Below are 17,972 nucleotides of genomic sequence, written 5' to 3'. Positions count from 1 at the left end.
GGCGTTTGCCAAAAGTGACCCGCCGTAAGGGCGGAACCCCAAGCAGCCGTTACCGCAGCAACGGATATGTACTCAATCCACCGAAACGCCTCACAGGCTCAGAGCCTCCCAAAGCGTTGCGTAAAGACCTATGCCCATCGCAGGCAAACCACCTCCCACCCTTCAAACTTCAGTGGTCTCAGGTTTTACGGACTTCCTGGGCACCTCGGCCAGCACCGGAATCTCCTTCCCTTCGGCATCAAACATCTTACCGCCGCTGAAGTAATCCCCATCGCGCAATGCCGCCACATCGTGGAAGTACACACTGCGCTCAGTCCCCGCCACAAACACCGACTGCTGATCCGAGTTGCCGGCGGTAAAGTGGTTGAACGCCAGATTCAACAGGATCGCCATGATCGCCGACGAACTGATCCCCGAATGGAAAATCGTCGCGAACCAGGTTGGGAAGTGGTCGTAAAAGTTCGGTGCAGCGATGGGGATCATGCCGAAACCGATGCTCGTTGCGACGATGATCAGGTTCATGTTATTGCGGTAATCCACCTTGGACAGCGTGCGAATACCACTGGCCGCCACCGTGCCAAACAGCACAATCCCGGCACCGCCCAGCACCGATGTCGGCACTGCCGCAATCACCCGGCCCATAAAGGGCAGCAGGCCGAGCACTACCAGGAACACCCCGCCCGTTGCCACCACAAACCGACTCTTCACCCCGGTCACCGCCACCAGGCCGACGTTCTGGGCGAACGCACTCTGGGTGAATGACCCGAAGATCGGCGCGAACATGCTCGATAGCATATCGGCGCGCAAGCCGTTGCCGAGGCGCTTGGAATCGACCTTGGTATCGATGATCTCACCGACCGCCAGAATGTCCGCCGAGGTTTCCACCAAGGTCACCATCACCACGATACACATGGAAATGATCGCCGCCACATGGAAGGTCGGCACGCCAAAATGAAAGGGTGTGGGGAAACCGAACATCGGGCCCTGGGCCACGCCGGAGAAATCCGCCATGCCGAGGAACACCGCAATCACGGTGCCAATCACCATGGCCAGCAGGATCGACAAACGCGAAATCGTCGCGCTGCCGATCTTGCTCAGCAGCAACACCAACGCCAGTGTCAGCGCGGCCAGGCCGACGTTCGCCATGCTGCCGAAATCCGCCGCACGGCTATTGCCGCCCATGGCCCAGCGCGCCGCCACGGGCATTAATGTGAGGCCGATGGTGGTGATCACGATGCCGGTCACCAGCGGCGGGAAGAACTTGGTGATCCGTGAGAACACCGGCGTAATCAATAAGCCAATAAACGACGCGGCCATCACCGCCCCGAGAATCGCCGGCACCCCGCCTGCGCCATCACTGCCGACAATCGCCACCATCGTCGCCACACCGGCAAACGACACGCCCTGCACCAGCGGCAGTTGGCAGCCGAAAAACGGCAGGCCAAGGGTTTGCAGCAACGTGGCCAGGCCACCGGCAAACAGCGATGCGGCGATCAACAGGCCGATATCCGCCGGCGACAAACCGGCCGCCTGGCCGACGATCAACGGTACAGCGACGATGCCGCCGTACATGGTGAGCACATGCTGCAGGCCGTAAGCCATGTTGGCGGCGACGCCAAGATTCTCATCTTCTGGCCGCTGCGGTGACGCCTTCGGGATAGTCATGGTGAGGAGTTCTCTGTTTTTGTTGTGCGAGCACTGTATGCAATGTTTGGACTGCGTGTCCATAGAGTTGTATACAATCAATCGAACAAGATACCCTCCGTCGGCGTTACAAAAACAATTCGGCCGTCATGAGCCAGAACGCCAAAGGACCTGAAACAATGAAAAAGGCATTACAGGGCGCAACCGTTGCATTGACCCTTCTCGGCGGTGGGGAGGCTGTCGCGGTGGAATGGATGAACAACAGCGCAGGATTTCGCTACGGCCAACACTTCACCAATCCAAATAACCCCGACGATTTCAGCAAGCGCATCTACAGCTTTACCCATGCCAGCGGCTACCAGTACGGCAGCAACTATCTGAACCTCGATGTGTTCCTGTCCGACAGCCATGACCCGCGCAAGGGCACCGACCGGGGTGGCAGCGAGGTCTACGCGGTGTACCGGCACCAGTTGTATGCCTCACGGGTATTTGATGAGCCGCTGGGCACCGGGCTGATCAAGGATTACGCCCTGACCCTGGGCTTCGACGCCAACCGCAACAACAACGTTGCCTCAGCCAAAAAGCGCGCACTCGTCATCGGCCCGACCTTGAAGTTCAACACGGTCGGCGTGCTGGACCTGAGCCTGATCTACTACAAGGAAAGGAACCACACCGGCATCCCCGGCGCACAAGAGTCGAATCACACCTTCGACGACACCTACATGCTCAACCTGACGTGGCTGCGCCCTTTTGAAATCGCCAACCACGCGGCGAAATTCCAGGGGTTTATCAATTACGTCGGGGATAAGGGTGAGGACTACCATGGCCGCGACACCGCGCCGGAAACCCTGATGCGCACCGCGCTGATGGTGGCGGTTCGGCCCGGTAAAAGCGTGAAGCCGAACCTGTATCTCGGGGTGGGTTATGAATACTGGCACAACAAGTTTGGCGTGGATGGCGGGCTGGGCACGCGGACATCGACGCCGACGGTGAATATGGAAGTGACGTTCTAGCACGGGAGAAACCGAATCAAACGGTGGGAGCTGGCTTGCCTGCGATGCGGTCAACTCGATACATCAGGAGCACCGAGTCGATACAATCGCAGCGGTTCGACGGTCCGACAAGCCAGCTCCCACATCAGCTCAGGCGTTAGCCAGTTCCGAATTGTCTGCCTTCGGTCGCGCCAGCCAGTAACCCAACACGGCCAATGGCGCGGTGGCGAGCATCACGATCACGGTGATCAGCAACGGCTGATCGATCATCGACGACACCAGCAAGCTGCTCAGAAAGCACAGCCCCAGTTGCAGGGTGTTCTGCAGTGCAGCGGCCTTGCCGGAATTTTCCGCAAAGGGCATCAGCGCATTCGCCACCACGATCGGGTAGCTCGCACCGTTGACCAAGGCCATCAGGCAGAAGGGAATCAGCAAGGTGGTCAGGGTCGGCACGGTCAAGGTCGCGACGAGGTACAGCGCCACCATGCTGATGCAATAAGCCACCAGCAACCAAGGCAGCAAGACTTTGCCCTGGCAATGCTGCAACGCGCTGCGGCAACTGTAGCCACCCACCAGAAAAGCCAAGGTCGGCAGAACGTAGCTCAGGCCAATGTCGTTCGGGCTGTAGCCCATATCGCCGAGGATGAAGGGCGAAGCAGTCAGCCAGGCGAAGAAACTGGCCGAGCACGCGGCGAAGATCATCACGTTGCCGGTAAACACGCGGGAGGTCAGCAACTGCCCATAGCCGAGGCGCGAAGGTTCGCCCTCTTCTGCCCGACGTTTCGGCATCTTGCGCAGGAACAACGTCGGCAGCAGCAACAGCAGCGACACGCCCAGCAACACCCCGAAGATCGCCTGCCAACCAAAGTGATTCAACACCATTGCGCCCAGCAGCGGCGCCAGGGCCGGCGACAGCGACATCAACGGCATGATGCTGGCGAACACGCGATGGGCCTTGTCAGCCGGGTAGCGGTCAATCACCAACGCCTGCCAACTGACAGCGGCAGAACACACGCCAATTGCCTGCATAAAGCGCAGCGCCAACAGTTGCGGCGCCGTTTCGACCCAGAACATGCCCAGGCAACCCAACACAAACAGGCTCAAGCCCGTCACCAGGATCGGCTTGCGCCCCAGGCGATCGGACAACGGCCCCCACAGCAACTGCCCCACCGCAAACCCGGCGAGGAAAATGCTCAAGCTGGCGCCCACGGCGCCCGCACCAATCTGTAACTGCTCGCCCATTGCGCCGAACGCCGGCAAGTACATGTCCATGGCGAGATAACCGAGCATGCTCAGCCCCGCCAGATACCAGGTAAAACCAAAAGAATTTTTCATTGAAGCCTTGTTAATCCTGCCATCAAACTATTTGCTGACTGGCGCCCATTATGAAGCTGACAGTTTCTGTGTGAAGCGATAATAATTGGACACTCTTATCAAATATTTTGAAGGCACCTTTAATGTGGTCTGAATACTCGCTGGATGTTGTTGATGCCGTGGCGCGCCACGGCAGCTTCAGCGCCGCCGCGCAGGAACTGCATCGCGTGCCGTCGGCCATCAGCTACACGGTGCGCCAGCTTGAGGAATGGCTGGCGGTGCCATTGTTTGTGCGGCGCCATCGCGACGTAGAACTGACCCCGGCCGGCCGTTTATTTATAGACGAAGCCCGCGGCGTGATGAAAAAAATGCTCGGCACACGACGTTTGTGCCAGCAGGTGGCGAATGGCTGGAGTGGCCAATTGAAGGTGGCCGTGGACTCTATTGTCAAACCCCAGCGCTGTCGGCAGCTGGTGCTGGATTTCTATCGGCAGTTTCCCGAAGTGGAATTGCTGCTGGAATACGAGGTGTACAACGGCGTGTGGGACGCCCTGGCCGATGAGCGCACCGACATCGTGATCGGCGCCACCAGCGCGGTGCCGGTGGCCAGCCACTTCACGTTTCGCGACATGGGGTTGTTGAACTGGCTGTGTGTGGTCAGCGCGAAGCACCCGCTGGCGACGGTGGCGGGTTTGCTCAGTGACGACCAATTGCGCCCGTTCGCCTCTCTCTGCATGACCGACACCTCGCGCAACCTGCCCAAGCGCGATACCTGGACCCTGGATAACCAACGCCGACTGGTGGTGCCCAATTGGGCCTCGGCCATTGATTGCCTGCGCGATGGCCTGTGTGTCGGCATGGCCCCGGCGCATCAGGTGTTGCCGTGGATCGAGCGCAGTGAGCTGGTGGCATTGCAATTAAGCCGGCCGTTCCCGGCCAGCCCGTCGTGCGTGGCCTGGGCACAGAACAAGCTGTCCCCGGCAATGGCGTGGTTGCTGGAGTATCTGGGCGATACCGAGACGATGAACCAGGAATGGCTGAATGGCCCGGATGGCTGAAAGTCACGCAGCTCAACTGTGGCAGCTGGCTTGCCGGCGATAGCGGTGTACCAGCCCCTACATTTGGCACAGACAGATCGCTATCGCAGGCAAGCCAGCTCCCACAGCTGATCGGGTTTCAGTCCAATAAGCGGGTAATGGCCCGCACGATCATCTCGACCTCTTTGGCATCCAGCGTCAGCGGCGGTAGCAGGCGAATGATTTTGCCACGCGTCACATTGATCAATAGCCCGTGCTCCTGAGCCGCACGCTGGGCAAGGTCGCGATACGGGCGGGCCAACTCGATGCCAATCATCAAACCCTGCCCACGAATCGCCGCCACCTGCGGATGCTCGCTCAACTCCACCCGCAACCGCGACAGCAGGCGCGCGCCCTGTTGCGCAGCGTTCTGCAGCAAGCCCTGCTCTTCAATGATATCCAGCACGGTGCAGCCCACGCGGCAGGCCAGCGGGTTGCCGCCGAACGTGCTGCCGTGGCTGCCCGGCGTGAACAACTCGGCCACCGTGGCGCGTGCCAGGCAGGCGCCGATGGGCACGCCGTTGCCGAGGCCTTTGGCCAGGGTCATCACGTCCGGAACAATGCCTTCATGCTGGAATGCAAACCAGGTGCCGGTGCGGCCGATGCCGGTCTGTATTTCATCCAGCATCATCAGCCAGCCGTGGCGCGAGCAATGCTCGCGCAGGGCTTTCAGGTAGCCGGGCGGTGCGGGTATCACGCCACTTTCGCCCTGGATGGGTTCCAGCAGCACCGCCGCAATGCGTGGGCCGAACGCGTGAGTGAGGGCTTCCAGTGCCGCCAGATCGCCAAAACCCACCTTAAGAAAATCCCCCGGCAAACGCTGAAAGCCCAGACGCACCGAAGGCCCGTCGCTGGCCGCCATGGTGCCCAGGGTACGCCCGTGAAACGCGTTTTCCATCACCACCACCAACGGCTCTTCGATGCCTTTTTTCCAGCCATGCAACCGTGCCAGCTTCAGCGCCGTCTCGTTGGCTTCGGCGCCGGAATTGTTGAAGAACGCGCGGTCCAGGCCGGACAACTGCGTCAGCCGCTGGGCCAGGCGCTGCTGCCAGTCAATGCTGTAGAGGTTGGACGTGTGCAGCAGCAGGCCCGCCTGTTCACTGATGGCCGTCACCAGCCTGGGGTGGGAATGCCCGACATTGGTCACCGCCACACCCGCCACCGCGTCGAGGTATTCACGGCCCTGCTGGTCCCACAGGCGCGTGCCCAGGCCACGAGTGAAGCTCAGGGCCAAGGGTTGATACGTGGTCATCAGGCAGGCGGCGGTCATGGTGGCAGGCTCCAGTGCATCGTTGGGATGGGTGCAGTATCGTTAGCCACCTGAGCTGGATAAACTGCACATTCCTGCAATGACTTTAAACCAGGGTTTGATAATGGATCTGTTCCAGGCGATGTCGGTGTACGTGAAAGTGGTGGAGGCCGGCAGCATGACCGCCGCCGCGCAGGAATGCGGGATGTCGACCACCATGGTGGGCAATCATTTGCGCGCGCTGGAACAACGGCTGGGGGTCAGCCTGCTCAAGCGCACCACCCGTAAACAAAGCCTCACGGAGTTCGGCGGGCAGTATTACCAGCGTTGCCTGGAGGTGCTGGGGCTGGTGGCCGACTCCGAGCTGCTGGCGGAGCAGGCCCACAGCGAAACCCCCAAAGGCAGCCTGCGGATCACCGCGCCCCCGGTATTCGGCACCGAACGCCTGACGCCCGCCCTGAGCGAATTTTCCCAGCGCTACCCGCTGATCGACCTGTACGTGGTGCTGAGCAACGAACGGATGGACCTGGTCGACAGCGGCTTCGACGTGGCGATCCGACTCGGCGAGCTGGAGACCTCCAGCCTGATCGCCCGGCCCATGCAGGCCTACACCCTGACCCTTTGCGCATCACCTGAGTACCTGGCGCGACGCGGCACGCCGCAGACACCCAACGACCTGCAGCACCATGACTGCCTGGCGTTCGCCTACCCGGCGAACGACAACTGGCGTGACACCGACAAACTGTGGCGCATGACCGGCGAGGAAGGCGAGGTTGAGGTTCCGGTGTCTGGCTCATTGACCATCAATAGCTCGCAAGGCTTGCGCCAGGCGGCCGTAAACGGCATGGGCATCATCATGCTGGCCGATGCCCTGGTGCAACCGAACCTGGAGAGCGGCAAGCTGGTGGCCTTGTTAACCACCTACCAACTGCCCTGCCGCCCCATGCACCTGCTCTACCGACAGGACCGCTACCGCCTGCCCAAACTGCGCGCCTTCGTGGATTTCGCCATGGAAAAATGGGCGCGCTAGAAGCTCACGCCCAACTCACGCAAACGTGCCGCAGTACGCTCGGCCGACACATGGTGAATGCCCTGCCAGCCGAGTGCGACAGCGGCGTCGATATTGCCGGCAACATCGTCGATAAACACGACTTCACTGGGTTGAATATCCGGCAGATGGGCACGTACCTGGGCGAGGCTGGCGTGATAAATCGCGGGGTCCGGCTTGATCAGCTTCAACTCGCCCGAGACCACAATGTCGCGCAAATATTGCAGGAACGGGTAGTTGGCCCGCGCATAAGGGAAGGTTTCAGCCGACCAGTTGGTCAACCCGAACAACGGCATATTGGCGTGATGCAGACCTTCGAGAATGGCCACGCCTTCCGGCAATGAGCCGCGCAACATCTCGTGCCAGCGGTCGTAATAGGCTTGGATGAGAGGTTGGTGTTGCGGGTATTGCTCGATCAGGTGGCGCGTGCCTTCGGCCAGGCTGCGGCCGGCGTCCTGCTCGGTGTTCCAGGCTTGGGTGCAAATGGTCTCGAGAAAGTGTTGCCGCTCGTGATCGTCGGTAATCAGCTTGCGGTAGAGGTGCTGCGGGTTCCAGTCGAACAGGACACCGCCGAAATCAAAAACTACTGCACGAATCGTCATCAGATCCTCCGTTGGCGTGGCTTGATAGCCGCAGGAGTCTGGCAGATTGTGAGCGAGGGTGGGAGCGCGAAGGAATGTAGGAGGGTTCCGATTCACATAGGCAAATGTGGGAGCGGCTGGTGTGGGAGCTGGCTTGCCTGCGATGCAGTCACCACGGTGTATCCGTTACACCGCGGCGATGCTATCGCGGGCAAGCCCGGCTCCCACACAGGCCCGCTCTCACATTTTTTTGACCGTGTTTAGGCTTGGACTAAGCCCTTGATCTTCACGGTCGGGTTCACATCGGCTTCGTAGTCCACGCCGTCGATTTCAAAGCCGAACAAGCGCAGGAATTCAGCCTTGTAGCCGGCGAAATCGCTGATCTCGTTGACGTTATCGTCGGTCACCTGGTTCCACAGCGCCGCCACGGCGTCCTGGACTTTAGGTTCCAGCTCGGCCAGGTCGGCGCGCAGGCGGCCGTCGGCGTCCAGCTTCGGCCCCTTGCCGTACAGGCTGTCCTTGAACAAGCCGTAGACCTGCTCGATGCAGCCTTCGTGGGTGCCCTGCTCTTTCATCACTTTGAACAGCAGCGACAGGTACAGCGGCATGATCGGGATCGCCGAGCTCGCCTGGGTGACCACGGCCTTGAGCACCGACACACGGGCATCGCCCTTGAGTGCAGCGAGGTTGTCGCGCAGGGTCAGGACTTTCTTGTCCAGGTCTTTCTTGGCTTCGCCGATCGAGCCGTTCCAGTAGATGTCCTGGGTCAGCTTCTCGCCCAGGTAGGTGAACGCGGTGGTCTTGGCGCCTTCGGCCAACACGTCCGCATCACGCAGGGCGTCGATCCACAGCTGCCAGTCTTCGCCACCCATGACTTTCACGGTGCCGTCGATTTCTTCCTGGGTCGCAGGCTCGAGGGTGGTGTCGACCACCACGCCTTTATCGGTGTTGATACCGCGCAAGGTCACGGCCTTGCCGATCGGCTTGAGGGTGGAGGTGTGCACCACGCCTTGCGGGTCGGTACGGCGTGGCGCGGCCAGGCTGTAAACGACCAGGTCGATCTTGCCCAGGTCTTTCTTGATGGTTTCGATGGTCAGGCGCTTGATCTCGTCGGAAAACGCGTCGCCGTTGATGCTCTTGGCGTACAGGCCTTTTTCGACGGCAAACTTCTCGAACGCCGCGCTGTTGTACCAGCCGGCGGAGCTCAGCTTGCCTTCTTCGCCTTCTTTCTCAAAAAACACACCCAGGGTGTCGGCGCCGCAGCCAAACGCAGCACTGATGCGCGCGGCCAGGCCGTAACCGGTGGAAGCGCCGAGGACCAGCACCTTCTTCGGGCCGCCTTCAATGGCGCCATGCTTGGTTACGTAGTCGATCTGTTCCTTGACGTTCGCTTCACAGCCAACAGGGTGAGCGGTCACACAGATAAAGCCACGAACCCGCGGTTTGATGATCATAAAATTTCTGCCTCTTCCAAGGTGCCGAAGGCCAATGGTGGCCATTCAACTTCAATCGTACCGGTCTATGACGTCCGAAAAACCGAAGCGTCACGATAGACGCAAATCTTCTGTTTACAAAATCCAATCAACAAAACCCGATGCACGCCGCACCGTGGGGTTAAGAACTGTGTCGGGCCTTCACAAATTCGCAATATTTAAAACGCCCAGCACGGTGATAACCCACTATCATGGCGGGATTGTTTCGCCTTGTTTCCGGTCCGGAGCCTCGCTTCATGAGTAAAAGTGCTGTTCAAAAAAAACTGGTCTCAGTCGCCTGGGTTCTCGGCGTTCTGCTGTTCATCTACTGCTTCCCACGCACCAGCCTGGTATTTCTGCTGCTGGTACTGTTCTGCGGCATCTATGACTTTCTGCGCAACGGTCTGTATGACCGCGACACCATCAAGAAGTACTTCGTGGGCAATGGCCGCAATACCTGGATATTGGCGCCGTTCAACACCCTGTTCGACCTGCTGAGCCTGCGCAACCGCCACGTCTACACCATGCGCGATCTGCCGCCGGCCTGGCGTGAAGACCTGCAACAGGTGATCGACGACGCCATGGCCAACAAGGATGAAATCATCAGCTACCTGGACGAGCGCATGGCCGAGAAAAAACGCGGCATGTTGTTCTTCCAATGGTACGGCCGCCCGATTGAAACCACCCTGGACATCCCGCAACTGCGCAAGAAACTGCCATTTGTGAAGACCATCGGCGTGTCGGTGTTCAACGAAAACCGCTCGACGTCCTTCCACTTCGGCCCGCTGCGCATGATGTTCCGCGTGCTCTACAACATGGCGCCGGCGCCTCACCATGAGGGTGTTTACATCCAGGTGGGCAAGCACAAGCACTACTGGCACGACGACCCGCTGTTTATCTTCGATGACACGCTGATGCATGCGTCCTTCAACAAGAACGACGCAAAACGTTACTGCCTGTTCATTGACATCGTTCGTCCGACCTTGCTGCCGTCAGTGCTCAATGCCGTGATCTCGGGCTTTGCCGGGCTGGTCTTTACCCTGCGTCGGGTTTTCTACAAAAACTGGAAGCTGATTCAGTAAGTTCTGCGGCATGATGGTGCTGGACGGAGTTTGCGCATGGCCCCATGCCTGCCAGACTAACCGTCTCGTGCGACCGAGTTCGGCGCTCACCATTCTCCAGCCACCGCCGCCCATGGCGGGTGCGGTGGCTGTGTTTTCAAGGAATCAGAATGCCCCAACGTCAAGTCATCAATGCCTCCGTCAGCCCCAAGGGCAGCCTCGAAACCCTGTCCCAACGTGAAGTCCAGCAACTGAGTGAAGCCGGAACCGGCAGCATCTACACGCTGTTCCGCCAATGCGCCCTGGCCATCCTCAACACCGGCGCGCATATCGACAACGCCAAGACCATCCTCGACGCTTATCAAGACTTTGAAGTGCGCATCCATCAGCAGGACCGCGGCGTGCGCCTGGAACTGTTGAATGCACCGGCCGACGCGTTCGTCGATGGCGAAATGATCGCCAGCACCCGCGAAATGCTGTTCAGCGCCCTGCGCGACATCGTCTACACCGAGAACGAGCTGGGCAGCCAGCGCATCGACCTGAGCGACTCCCAAGGCATCACCGACTACGTATTCCACCTGCTGCGCAACGCCCGCACGTTGCGTCCGGGCGTCGAGCCGAAAATCGTGGTGTGCTGGGGCGGGCACTCGATCAATACCGAAGAATACAAATACACCAAGAAAGTCGGCCACGAACTGGGCCTGCGCAGCCTCGACGTGTGCACCGGCTGCGGCCCCGGCGTGATGAAAGGTCCGATGAAAGGCGCGACCATTTCCCACGCCAAACAACGCATTACCGGCGGGCGCTACCTGGGTCTGACCGAGCCGGGCATCATCGCGGCCGAAGCCCCGAACCCCATCGTTAACGAACTGGTGATCCTGCCGGACATCGAAAAACGCCTGGAAGCCTTCGTGCGCGTCGGCCACGGCATCATCATCTTCCCGGGCGGCGCCGGCACGGCCGAAGAGTTCCTGTACCTGCTGGGCATCCTGATGCACCCGGACAACCGCGATGTGCCGTTCCCGGTCATCCTCACCGGGCCCAAGCACGCAGCGCCGTACCTGCAACAACTGCATGCGTTCGTCGGCGCCACCCTCGGCGAAGCGGCGCAGGCGCACTACCAGATCATCATCGACGACCCGGCCGAAGTGGCCCGCCAGATGACCGCCGGGCTCAAGGCCGTGAAACAGTTCCGCCGCGAGCGCAACGACGCGTTCCACTTCAACTGGCTGCTCAAGATCGACGAAGGCTTCCAGCGCCCGTTCGACCCGACTCACGAAAACATGGCCGGCCTGCAACTGAGCCTTACGCTGCCGCCCCACGAACTGGCGGCCAACCTGCGCCGCGCGTTCTCGGGGATTGTGGCCGGCAACGTCAAGGACAAGGGCATTCGCCTGATCGAACAGCACGGGCCGTATGAGATCCACGGCGACCCGGCCATCATGAAACCGCTGGACGAGCTGCTGCAGGCGTTTGTCGCCCAACACCGCATGAAATTGCCGGGCGGCGCGGCGTATGTGCCGTGCTATCGCGTGGTTCAGTAAGCGTCTAGCGCTGCACCGCCACACATTTGATTTCCACCAGCAGGCCGGGGTGTGCCAGTTCGGACACCCCGATCGTGGTCCAGGCGCAATGCCCGCGTGGAAACAGGCGGTTTTTCACCTCGCGAAAAACCGCCATGTGCTGGCTCATGTTCACGTGATACGTGGTCATGTCTACCACATCGTCGAAGCTGCAACCGCCCTCCTCCAATACCTGCCGCAGGTTCTGCCAGGCGGCGACGAATTGCGCCTCGGGATCTTCAATCACGGCCAGTTCCGGCGTGCGGCCGACCTGGCCCGCGCAGTAAAGAGTGTTGCCAACTTTTACCGCAGGCACGTAGCCGGCGCGCTCGACAATGGGTTGCATGGCGGGCGGAATGATGAGGCGGCGATCAGTCATAGCTTGTATCTCTTTGGGGCTGAGGACCCCGGGTGAAAACGCAGACTTGGGGCTAGGGTTTTACCTGTTCCCATCCACTCCCACCAGTAGAGCGACCTATGGACCAACGGATCTTGTCCTTCATCACCCCTTACCCTACGGTAAGGAATATCACGATGGAGATCTTCACTATGGCAACCGCCACACTCACCTCAAAAGGGCAAATCACCATTCCTGTCCAGGTCCGCACGGCGCTCGGCCTGGAAACAGGCGACCGGGTTGAATTTGTCGAAACGGAAGACGGCAAGTTTTCCATCATTGCCGCGAGCAAAACCGTGCTGGACCTCAAGGGCCTTATCCGCAAGCCTGCCAATGCCGTGTCGATTGAAGACATGAACCACGCCATCGCCGCACAGGGAGCAAACGCGGGATGATCGGGCTGGATACCAATGTGTTGGTGCGCTATGTCACCCAGGATGATCCGGTTCAATCACCCAAGGCCTCGGCGCTGATCGAATCGCTCACCAGCGTTTCGCCGGGTTTTGTCAGCCTGGTGTCCGTGGTGGAATTGGTATGGGTTTTACAAAGCTGCTACCAATCGGCCAAGAGTGACGTGGTAACCGTGCTGGAAACGCTGCTGCGAACCCGTGAATTGACCGTCGAACATGCCGAGATCATCTGGCAGGCACTCCGACGATTCACTGCGGGCAAAGCCGAGTTTGCCGACTACCTGATAGAACGCTGCGCCCATGCAGCAGGCTGTGAATACACCGCGACCTTTGACATTACCGCAGGCAAAGCAACCGGAATGAAACGGTTGGCCTGAACGGCAGCGTTGCGGCAAATGACCGGCTTTGGTAAAAACCGCTTCTACCCTTGATCGAGAGAAAGACCCACGTGCGCACGCTTCTTCTCGCTGCCTTGGCCCTCGCGCCGACCCTCGTCCTGGCCGACACCATCGCCTGGCCCGACCTGCCGAAAACCTGCTTCGTCAGCGGCCGCTCCGCCACCAGCGTGGATGTCGACACCGGCTGTGCGGCGTTTCTGATCAATGTACAAGGCAAGGCGGCAGGCACGCCGATCAAGCTGGCTATTCCCCAGTACGCACTGCACGTGGACGAAGCCACGGGCAAGGAAACGCCGGTGATCATCATCCAGGCGGAAGAGAACGGCGAGATCAAGGCCGTGGGCTACAAGGAACTCGGCACCGAGCAACTCGGTGCCGCGCTGTTGCGGGAGGTACGGCTGCTGGGCACCCAGAAGCCGATCTAGGCGTTGTTTCGGACTGGGCTCAGCGAACCCAACCACCGCCCTGCCAATGGTAGCCGTCATTACGCTGAACCCAGTGCGGGTGCACATAGCGATAACCTTCGCGCACCTGCTCCCAATGGCCGTGCACAGCAACGTATCGCCCGCCTTGCCAACGCCAGTAACCGCGTGACCATACATAGCCGTAGCGCGCAGCCGGCTCGACTTCGATGACCTGGACCGGCGGCGGTTGTGGCGCAACCACTTCAACATACTCACGTTGTACCGGCCCACGCTCATGCACGACGCGCTCTTGCACACACCCGGACGCCGCGACGACTACCGCCGCCAATGCCGCATAACGTAGCAACATACAAAATCCTCGGGCGCTAACGCCCAGCACTTGCACCAGAAAAAATGCCCCCTTGTTGCAGCTTCGCTCCTGCTTGGCCCTGGGTTCTTTTTAACAGGTGATGTCTGTCGGATTGCTGAACCCGCAGGCCTCAAGAGGCAGACGCGACGGTCGGTCGCTTCAGGCGCGCCACTAGCAACCCCGCGAACAACCTCCACAGGCCCAGCTAGGCAACGAACGTGAGTTGCACCGGCCCGCACTCATGCCACGCAGACGATTGCACACAACTCCGACACCCCGACCACTACCGCCACCAATGCTGCATAACGTAGCCACATATAAAACCCTCGGGCCGTGCGGCCCAACGTCTGCACAAATCAAAAATGCTCCTGTGTTTGAGCCGCGCTCCTGCTTCGGCTTGGGTTCTTTTTTAGCAGGTGATATCTGTCGGGTTGCTGAACCTGCTGGCCTCAAGAAGCGCACGCGACGGTCGGTTGCTTCAGGCGTACCAGAATCAGCCCGGCGACTACCACAGCAATGCCGGCGTAGGTCGATGCATGGATCACGTCGCCAAACATCAGCGCCGCCCACACCAGAGTGACCGGTGGCTCCAGATAGACCAGCGCCGCAACGTGGGTCGCCGTCATGACCCGCAACAACATCCACAGGCTCAAATAGGCGATGAAGGTGGAAAACACCGTCAGCCAGACAATTGAAATCAGCACGTCCGGGTCGTGAGGAATACTCAACGTATCGGTAAACAGCACAGCACCGGCAAAGCCGATCAAGGTCAGCAGCGACTGAATGAACAGCGGCAACACCAGACCCGCGTCATGGCGATGGACGGTGCGGCGCTCATACAAAGTCGCCAGCGTCAGCCCCAGCGCAGCTGCCAGTGGCAACAGATACATGACCAGGCCGATGCCCTGCCCGCCACTGCCGTACTGCCCGGCAATCACGATGGACACCCCGGCAAAACTGATCATCAGCCCGATCCACTGCCAACCGCCACTGCGCTCGGTCGCACTGCCCGTCGACAGCGCCGCCGTCATCAACGGTTGCAGCGCCGCGATAATCGCGGCAATGCCGGGCGGCAGGCCATTTTGGATCGCGACGTAGAGGCAACTCAGGTACAGAAACTGCGATAGAAAACCGATGATGGCGTAGTGGCGGATTTGCGCCCATGAAACCCTCAGCAACCTCACATTCAAAAACAGTCCCAGACACACCGCGACCAACAGAAAACGCCAGAACAGCAAGTTGAACGCCCCGCCGCCCTGCGTACCCAGCTTGGCGCCGATATAGCCGGAGCTCCACGACAGCACAAACGCCACCTGCAACAGCAGTCTCTTCAAGGTTGATCGCGTCATGAAGCCTCCCGTCAATGTGCATTGACTGAAAGGCTAAGGGCCGCGCATGCTTCTGTATATTTGAATTACTAGCATAACCAATTCGCAATAGTGGAATCATGGCCAAACAACTGAACATCGACCTGCTGCGCACCTTCCACGCCGTGGCGCGCTTCCGGCGCTTCAACGAAGCGGCCGAGCATGTGCACCGCAGCGCGTCGACCGTGACCACTCAGATTCAAAAGCTCGAAGACCAAATCGGTCAACGCCTGTTCAGCCGCAGCAACCAGGGCGTCGAGCTGACCCTGTACGGCAAGAAGCTCCTGGGCGAAACCACCGAGTTTCTCAAGAGCCACGACCGCCTGCTGATTGCGCTGATGCCGCAGCGCATGCAGGGCAAAATCCGCCTGGGCATTCCCGACACCTATGCCCCGGCGTTTATGCAGGAGTTCCTACCCCGGTTAATCGCTGACAACCCGCTGCTCGAGCTGGAAGTCGAAGCGCGCACCAGCGGTGAACTGCTGAATAGGTTTATGGCCAACCAGCTCGACCTGGCCATCACCGTCAGCGCACAGCCGTTGGCCCAGGGCGAACGTCTGGGGCCGGTTCAGCCGCTGTGGGTGGCGGCCGAGGGCTTCAGTTGCCCGCCGAATACGGCGCTGCCAATTACGGTGCCGGTCGCCGGCTGCCCGTACCGTGCGGCGGCGTTGCAGACGTTGAAAGATCACGGGATTTACCACCGGGTCTTGCTGGAGAGCCCCAACTCCACGGCGGTCGAGGCCTGTATCCGCAGCGGCGTGGCGGTGGGTTTGATCGAGGAGAGCCGCATGGGCAAAGGGCTGACGCAAGTGATTGCAGGGTTCGAGTTGCCAGCGCTGCCGGTGCATCATCTGTACCTGCTGTGCGATAGCAGCAATGCATTGGCCTTACACCTGTACGAGCAGGTTAAACACGGCTTCCACCTCTAAACCCTCACGCCGCGCCGAAGCGCGCCAGCACCGCCTCGACAAATCGTCGCAACTTGGCGGTGCGCTGCCGGTTGGCCGTGTAAACCAGGTGCATGGATCGGCTGGGTGCCTCAAACGCCGGCAGCACGCGTATCAATTCGCCTTTGGCCAACGCGGTGCGCAGGAAGTCTTCGGGGCCGAGAACGATGCCGAACCCATCCAGTGCCGCCGACATCAACGCCCTGCTTTCATTGATTTGAAGACGGCTGGCCACCTGCACCTTGTAAGGCGTCGCGCCTTGGTGGAAGACCCACTCGCGATCCGCCGGGCGTGACCAGAAGGCGTAGCCCAGGCATTCATGCTGTTCAAGGTCCGCCGGCAGTTGCGGTGTGCCCCGCGCCGCGAGGTAAGCCGGCGCTGCGCAGACCACCAGCCGATAAGGCGCCAGCGGCCGGGCCGTCAAGCCAGTGGTGCCCAGAGGGCCGATCCGGAAGGCCGCCTCATAGCCTTCCTCCACCAGGTCAACGAAACGATCCGTCAGGTGCAGGTCGATTTCCACGTCCGGGTTGTCGCGCAAAAAGGCAGTAATCAGCGGCATTAGGCTGTAGGAGCCGAAGGTGACCGGGGCGGTGATTTTCAGCTTGCCGCGCGGTGTGTCGTTCATGATCTGGGCCAGTGAATCGGCAGCCTCGGCTTCCGTCAGGATATGTTTGCAACGCTCGTAGTACGCGTGCCCCAGCTCGGTCAGGCTTTGCCGACGCGTGGTGCGGTTGAGCAAACGGGCACCGAGCCGTTGCTCCAGCGCGGCAACATGTTTGGCCACCATCTGCGCCGACAGGCCCAAGCGCTCGGCGGCACGTGCGTAAGAGCCCAACTCGGCGGCCACCACAAAGGCATTCATGCTAGAAAGGCGGTCCATCATTCCCTACTCCCAGTAACAACACCCAAACCAAAACGCGCATTTATCGCCAGTTGGTTGCCAATCATCATAGCCGCTCTACGATTTACGAGGAGCAAGGCCATGAAGATCGGCGTGATTGGAGCAGGTTTTATCGGACGTGCCGTGGCACAGCTCGCACTGGCTGCCGGGCATGAAGTGATGTTGAGCAACTCTCGGGGCCCGCAAACCATGAGCAGCGTGCTCAGCGGCATACTGGGCGTCCAGGTGGGCAGCGCTGAAGACGCCGCCCAATTTGGCGACGTGGTGCTGGTGGCGATTCCCCTGGAGCACTACCGCAGCGTGCCCGCGCAGTGGTTGGAAGGCAAAACGGTGCTGGACGCGAACAATTACTACCCCAACCGCGATGGACATATCCCGGTGCTGGACCGCTTTGAAACCACCACCAGCCGGCTGCTCGCCGAGCGCTTACCGCATTCACACGTGGTGAAAGTGTTCAATGCGATCTTTGCGCCGGACCTGACGCAAGACGCCCGCCCCCATGGCGCACCCGACCGCCGTGCACTGCCGGTGGCCGCCGATGACGCCACGGCAAAAGCGCACGTCATCCGCCTGCTCGACGAACTCGGTTTCGACGCCGTGGACGCCGGTGGGCTGGATGAAAGCTGGCGCTTTGAACGGGCGAAACCCGCCTATTGCGTGCCACTGGACCAAGCAGGTTTAAAAGCGGCGCTGGCCGCGGCCGAACGCACGGTTGAACTGCCTGCGGTCGAGCGCGTTCGCGCCTGAACACCTGCAGACAAAAAGCCCGCTGACCGTTA

19 protein-coding genes are annotated in these 17,972 nt (G+C 60.4%); 10 read left to right on the top strand and 9 right to left on the bottom strand.

Annotated features, from left to right (window positions below; genetic code table 11):
- Positions 1 to 162 precede the first annotated feature (162 nt).
- The gene (locus ACI77D_RS28405) at positions 163 to 1,665 is read right to left on the bottom strand and encodes a nucleobase:cation symporter-2 family protein (protein ID WP_064451471.1); all 1,503 of its coding nucleotides are present in this window, start codon (positions 1,663 to 1,665) and stop codon (positions 163 to 165) included.
- A gap of 158 nt (positions 1,666 to 1,823) precedes the next feature.
- Here ACI77D_RS28405 and ACI77D_RS28400 point away from each other — a divergent pair, with 158 nt between their 5' ends.
- Entirely contained in the window at positions 1,824 to 2,657 is an 834-nt protein-coding gene (locus ACI77D_RS28400; RefSeq protein ID WP_407017985.1) for a nucleoside-binding protein, read from the top strand.
- Positions 2,658 to 2,786: 129 nt separating this feature from the next.
- On the opposite strand, the gene punC is transcribed toward ACI77D_RS28400, so the two are convergent.
- Positions 2,787 to 3,971: a purine nucleoside transporter PunC gene (punC, locus tag ACI77D_RS28395; protein WP_064451469.1), complete on the bottom strand. Its 1,185-nt coding sequence runs from the start codon at positions 3,969 to 3,971 to the stop codon at positions 2,787 to 2,789.
- 122 nt (positions 3,972 to 4,093) lie between these two features.
- On the opposite strand from punC, the gene punR reads away from it, so the two are divergent.
- Positions 4,094 to 5,008 (top strand): DNA-binding transcriptional activator PunR, encoded by a 915-nt coding sequence (punR, locus tag ACI77D_RS28390; RefSeq protein ID WP_221294249.1) that lies wholly within the window; start codon positions 4,094 to 4,096, stop codon positions 5,006 to 5,008.
- Positions 5,009 to 5,126: 118 nt separating this feature from the next.
- Here punR and ACI77D_RS28385 read toward each other — a convergent pair whose 3' ends face one another.
- A complete protein-coding gene (locus ACI77D_RS28385) occupies positions 5,127 to 6,296 on the bottom strand; it encodes an aspartate aminotransferase family protein (protein WP_407017984.1) in 1,170 nt (389 codons plus the stop codon).
- A gap of 103 nt (positions 6,297 to 6,399) precedes the next feature.
- Between ACI77D_RS28385 and ACI77D_RS28380 the strand changes: the two genes are divergently transcribed.
- On the top strand, positions 6,400 to 7,305 hold the full coding sequence (locus tag ACI77D_RS28380; protein WP_407017983.1) for a LysR family transcriptional regulator: 906 nt from the start codon (positions 6,400 to 6,402) through the stop codon (positions 7,303 to 7,305).
- Here the strand turns inward: ACI77D_RS28380 and ACI77D_RS28375 are convergent.
- Together ACI77D_RS28375 and fabV are read right to left on the bottom strand one after the other, a co-directional pair.
- On the bottom strand, positions 7,302 to 7,925 hold the full coding sequence (locus ACI77D_RS28375) for an HAD family hydrolase (protein ID WP_407017982.1): 624 nt from the start codon (positions 7,923 to 7,925) through the stop codon (positions 7,302 to 7,304). The genes ACI77D_RS28380 and ACI77D_RS28375 overlap by 4 nt on opposite strands.
- A 239-nt stretch (positions 7,926 to 8,164) precedes the next feature.
- Positions 8,165 to 9,358: an enoyl-ACP reductase FabV gene (gene fabV, locus ACI77D_RS28370; RefSeq protein WP_407017981.1), complete on the bottom strand. Its 1,194-nt coding sequence runs from the start codon at positions 9,356 to 9,358 to the stop codon at positions 8,165 to 8,167.
- Between the two features lie 275 nt (positions 9,359 to 9,633).
- Between fabV and ACI77D_RS28365 the strand changes: the two genes are divergently transcribed.
- Both ACI77D_RS28365 and ppnN read left to right on the top strand, forming a co-directional pair.
- On the top strand, positions 9,634 to 10,458 hold the full coding sequence (locus ACI77D_RS28365) for an aspartyl/asparaginyl beta-hydroxylase domain-containing protein (protein ID WP_053255076.1): 825 nt from the start codon (positions 9,634 to 9,636) through the stop codon (positions 10,456 to 10,458).
- 149 nt (positions 10,459 to 10,607) lie between these two features.
- Complete coding sequence (ppnN, locus tag ACI77D_RS28360; protein WP_064451463.1) at positions 10,608 to 11,981, top strand: nucleotide 5'-monophosphate nucleosidase PpnN; 1,374 nt, start codon at positions 10,608 to 10,610, stop codon at positions 11,979 to 11,981.
- A 4-nt stretch (positions 11,982 to 11,985) separates the two neighbouring features.
- On the opposite strand, the gene ACI77D_RS28355 is transcribed toward ppnN, so the two are convergent.
- Positions 11,986 to 12,378: a RidA family protein gene (locus ACI77D_RS28355; RefSeq protein ID WP_064451462.1), complete on the bottom strand. Its 393-nt coding sequence runs from the start codon at positions 12,376 to 12,378 to the stop codon at positions 11,986 to 11,988.
- Positions 12,379 to 12,533: 155 nt separating this feature from the next.
- On the opposite strand from ACI77D_RS28355, the gene ACI77D_RS28350 reads away from it, so the two are divergent.
- From ACI77D_RS28350 to ACI77D_RS28340, 3 genes are all read left to right on the top strand, one after another.
- The gene (locus ACI77D_RS28350; protein ID WP_064451461.1) at positions 12,534 to 12,791 is read left to right on the top strand and encodes an AbrB/MazE/SpoVT family DNA-binding domain-containing protein; all 258 of its coding nucleotides are present in this window, start codon (positions 12,534 to 12,536) and stop codon (positions 12,789 to 12,791) included.
- Positions 12,788 to 13,183, top strand: a complete 396-nt coding sequence (locus ACI77D_RS28345; protein ID WP_262667374.1) for a PIN domain-containing protein — start codon at positions 12,788 to 12,790, stop codon at positions 13,181 to 13,183. Before ACI77D_RS28350 ends, ACI77D_RS28345 begins: the two co-directional genes overlap by 4 nt.
- A 71-nt stretch (positions 13,184 to 13,254) precedes the next feature.
- On the top strand, positions 13,255 to 13,629 hold the full coding sequence (locus tag ACI77D_RS28340; protein ID WP_064451459.1) for a hypothetical protein: 375 nt from the start codon (positions 13,255 to 13,257) through the stop codon (positions 13,627 to 13,629).
- 19 nt (positions 13,630 to 13,648) lie between these two features.
- On the opposite strand, the gene ACI77D_RS28335 is transcribed toward ACI77D_RS28340, so the two are convergent.
- Positions 13,649 to 13,978 carry a YXWGXW repeat-containing protein gene (locus ACI77D_RS28335; RefSeq protein WP_128591954.1) on the bottom strand — a complete coding sequence of 110 codons (330 nt, stop codon included), beginning with the start codon at positions 13,976 to 13,978 and terminating at the stop codon, positions 13,649 to 13,651.
- A gap of 449 nt (positions 13,979 to 14,427) precedes the next feature.
- Positions 14,428 to 15,327: a DMT family transporter gene (locus tag ACI77D_RS28330; protein ID WP_407017980.1), complete on the bottom strand. Its 900-nt coding sequence runs from the start codon at positions 15,325 to 15,327 to the stop codon at positions 14,428 to 14,430.
- 98 nt (positions 15,328 to 15,425) lie between these two features.
- Here ACI77D_RS28330 and ACI77D_RS28325 point away from each other — a divergent pair, with 98 nt between their 5' ends.
- Positions 15,426 to 16,274, top strand: a complete 849-nt coding sequence (locus ACI77D_RS28325) for a LysR family transcriptional regulator (RefSeq protein WP_064451457.1) — start codon at positions 15,426 to 15,428, stop codon at positions 16,272 to 16,274.
- Positions 16,275 to 16,278: 4 nt separating this feature from the next.
- Here the strand turns inward: ACI77D_RS28325 and ACI77D_RS28320 are convergent, their stop codons facing one another.
- Positions 16,279 to 17,175: a LysR family transcriptional regulator gene (locus ACI77D_RS28320; RefSeq protein WP_407017979.1), complete on the bottom strand. Its 897-nt coding sequence runs from the start codon at positions 17,173 to 17,175 to the stop codon at positions 16,279 to 16,281.
- A 99-nt stretch (positions 17,176 to 17,274) separates the two neighbouring features.
- Here ACI77D_RS28320 and ACI77D_RS28315 point away from each other — a divergent pair, with 99 nt between their 5' ends.
- Complete coding sequence (locus ACI77D_RS28315; protein WP_407017978.1) at positions 17,275 to 17,940, top strand: NADPH-dependent F420 reductase; 666 nt, start codon at positions 17,275 to 17,277, stop codon at positions 17,938 to 17,940.
- Positions 17,941 to 17,972 lie beyond the last annotated feature (32 nt).

This window comes from Pseudomonas sp. O39 (assembly GCF_045447295.1).
Lineage (GTDB): Bacteria > Pseudomonadota > Gammaproteobacteria > Pseudomonadales > Pseudomonadaceae > Aquipseudomonas > Aquipseudomonas antarctica_A.
Note: the sequence above shows the minus strand (reverse complement) of the source record. Positions and strands in the feature narration are given on the sequence as shown.

Bases quoted from the DNA above. Each gene is read 5' to 3' on its own strand.
- fabV (WP_407017981.1), bottom strand. From the start codon at position 9,358: ATGATCATCAAACCGCGGGTTCGTGGCTTTATCTGTGTGACCGCTCAC.
- ACI77D_RS28315 (WP_407017978.1), top strand. From the start codon at position 17,275: ATGAAGATCGGCGTGATTGGAGCAGGTTTTATCGGACGTGCCGTGGCA.
- ACI77D_RS28355 (WP_064451462.1), bottom strand. From the start codon at position 12,378: ATGACTGATCGCCGCCTCATCATTCCGCCCGCCATGCAACCCATTGTC.
- ACI77D_RS28365 (WP_053255076.1), top strand. From the start codon at position 9,634: ATGAGTAAAAGTGCTGTTCAAAAAAAACTGGTCTCAGTCGCCTGGGTT.
- ACI77D_RS28400 (WP_407017985.1), top strand. From the start codon at position 1,824: ATGAAAAAGGCATTACAGGGCGCAACCGTTGCATTGACCCTTCTCGGC.
- ACI77D_RS28405 (WP_064451471.1), bottom strand. From the start codon at position 1,665: ATGACTATCCCGAAGGCGTCACCGCAGCGGCCAGAAGATGAGAATCTT.
- ACI77D_RS28350 (WP_064451461.1), top strand. From the start codon at position 12,534: ATGGAGATCTTCACTATGGCAACCGCCACACTCACCTCAAAAGGGCAA.
- punR (WP_221294249.1), top strand. From the start codon at position 4,094: ATGTGGTCTGAATACTCGCTGGATGTTGTTGATGCCGTGGCGCGCCAC.
- ACI77D_RS28335 (WP_128591954.1), bottom strand. From the start codon at position 13,978: ATGTTGCTACGTTATGCGGCATTGGCGGCGGTAGTCGTCGCGGCGTCC.
- ACI77D_RS28320 (WP_407017979.1), bottom strand. From the start codon at position 17,175: ATGATGGACCGCCTTTCTAGCATGAATGCCTTTGTGGTGGCCGCCGAG.
- ACI77D_RS28380 (WP_407017983.1), top strand. From the start codon at position 6,400: ATGGATCTGTTCCAGGCGATGTCGGTGTACGTGAAAGTGGTGGAGGCC.
- ACI77D_RS28345 (WP_262667374.1), top strand. From the start codon at position 12,788: ATGATCGGGCTGGATACCAATGTGTTGGTGCGCTATGTCACCCAGGAT.
- punC (WP_064451469.1), bottom strand. From the start codon at position 3,971: ATGAAAAATTCTTTTGGTTTTACCTGGTATCTGGCGGGGCTGAGCATG.
- ACI77D_RS28325 (WP_064451457.1), top strand. From the start codon at position 15,426: ATGGCCAAACAACTGAACATCGACCTGCTGCGCACCTTCCACGCCGTG.
- ACI77D_RS28330 (WP_407017980.1), bottom strand. From the start codon at position 15,327: ATGACGCGATCAACCTTGAAGAGACTGCTGTTGCAGGTGGCGTTTGTG.
- ACI77D_RS28375 (WP_407017982.1), bottom strand. From the start codon at position 7,925: ATGACGATTCGTGCAGTAGTTTTTGATTTCGGCGGTGTCCTGTTCGAC.
- ACI77D_RS28385 (WP_407017984.1), bottom strand. From the start codon at position 6,296: ATGACCGCCGCCTGCCTGATGACCACGTATCAACCCTTGGCCCTGAGC.
- ppnN (WP_064451463.1), top strand. From the start codon at position 10,608: ATGCCCCAACGTCAAGTCATCAATGCCTCCGTCAGCCCCAAGGGCAGC.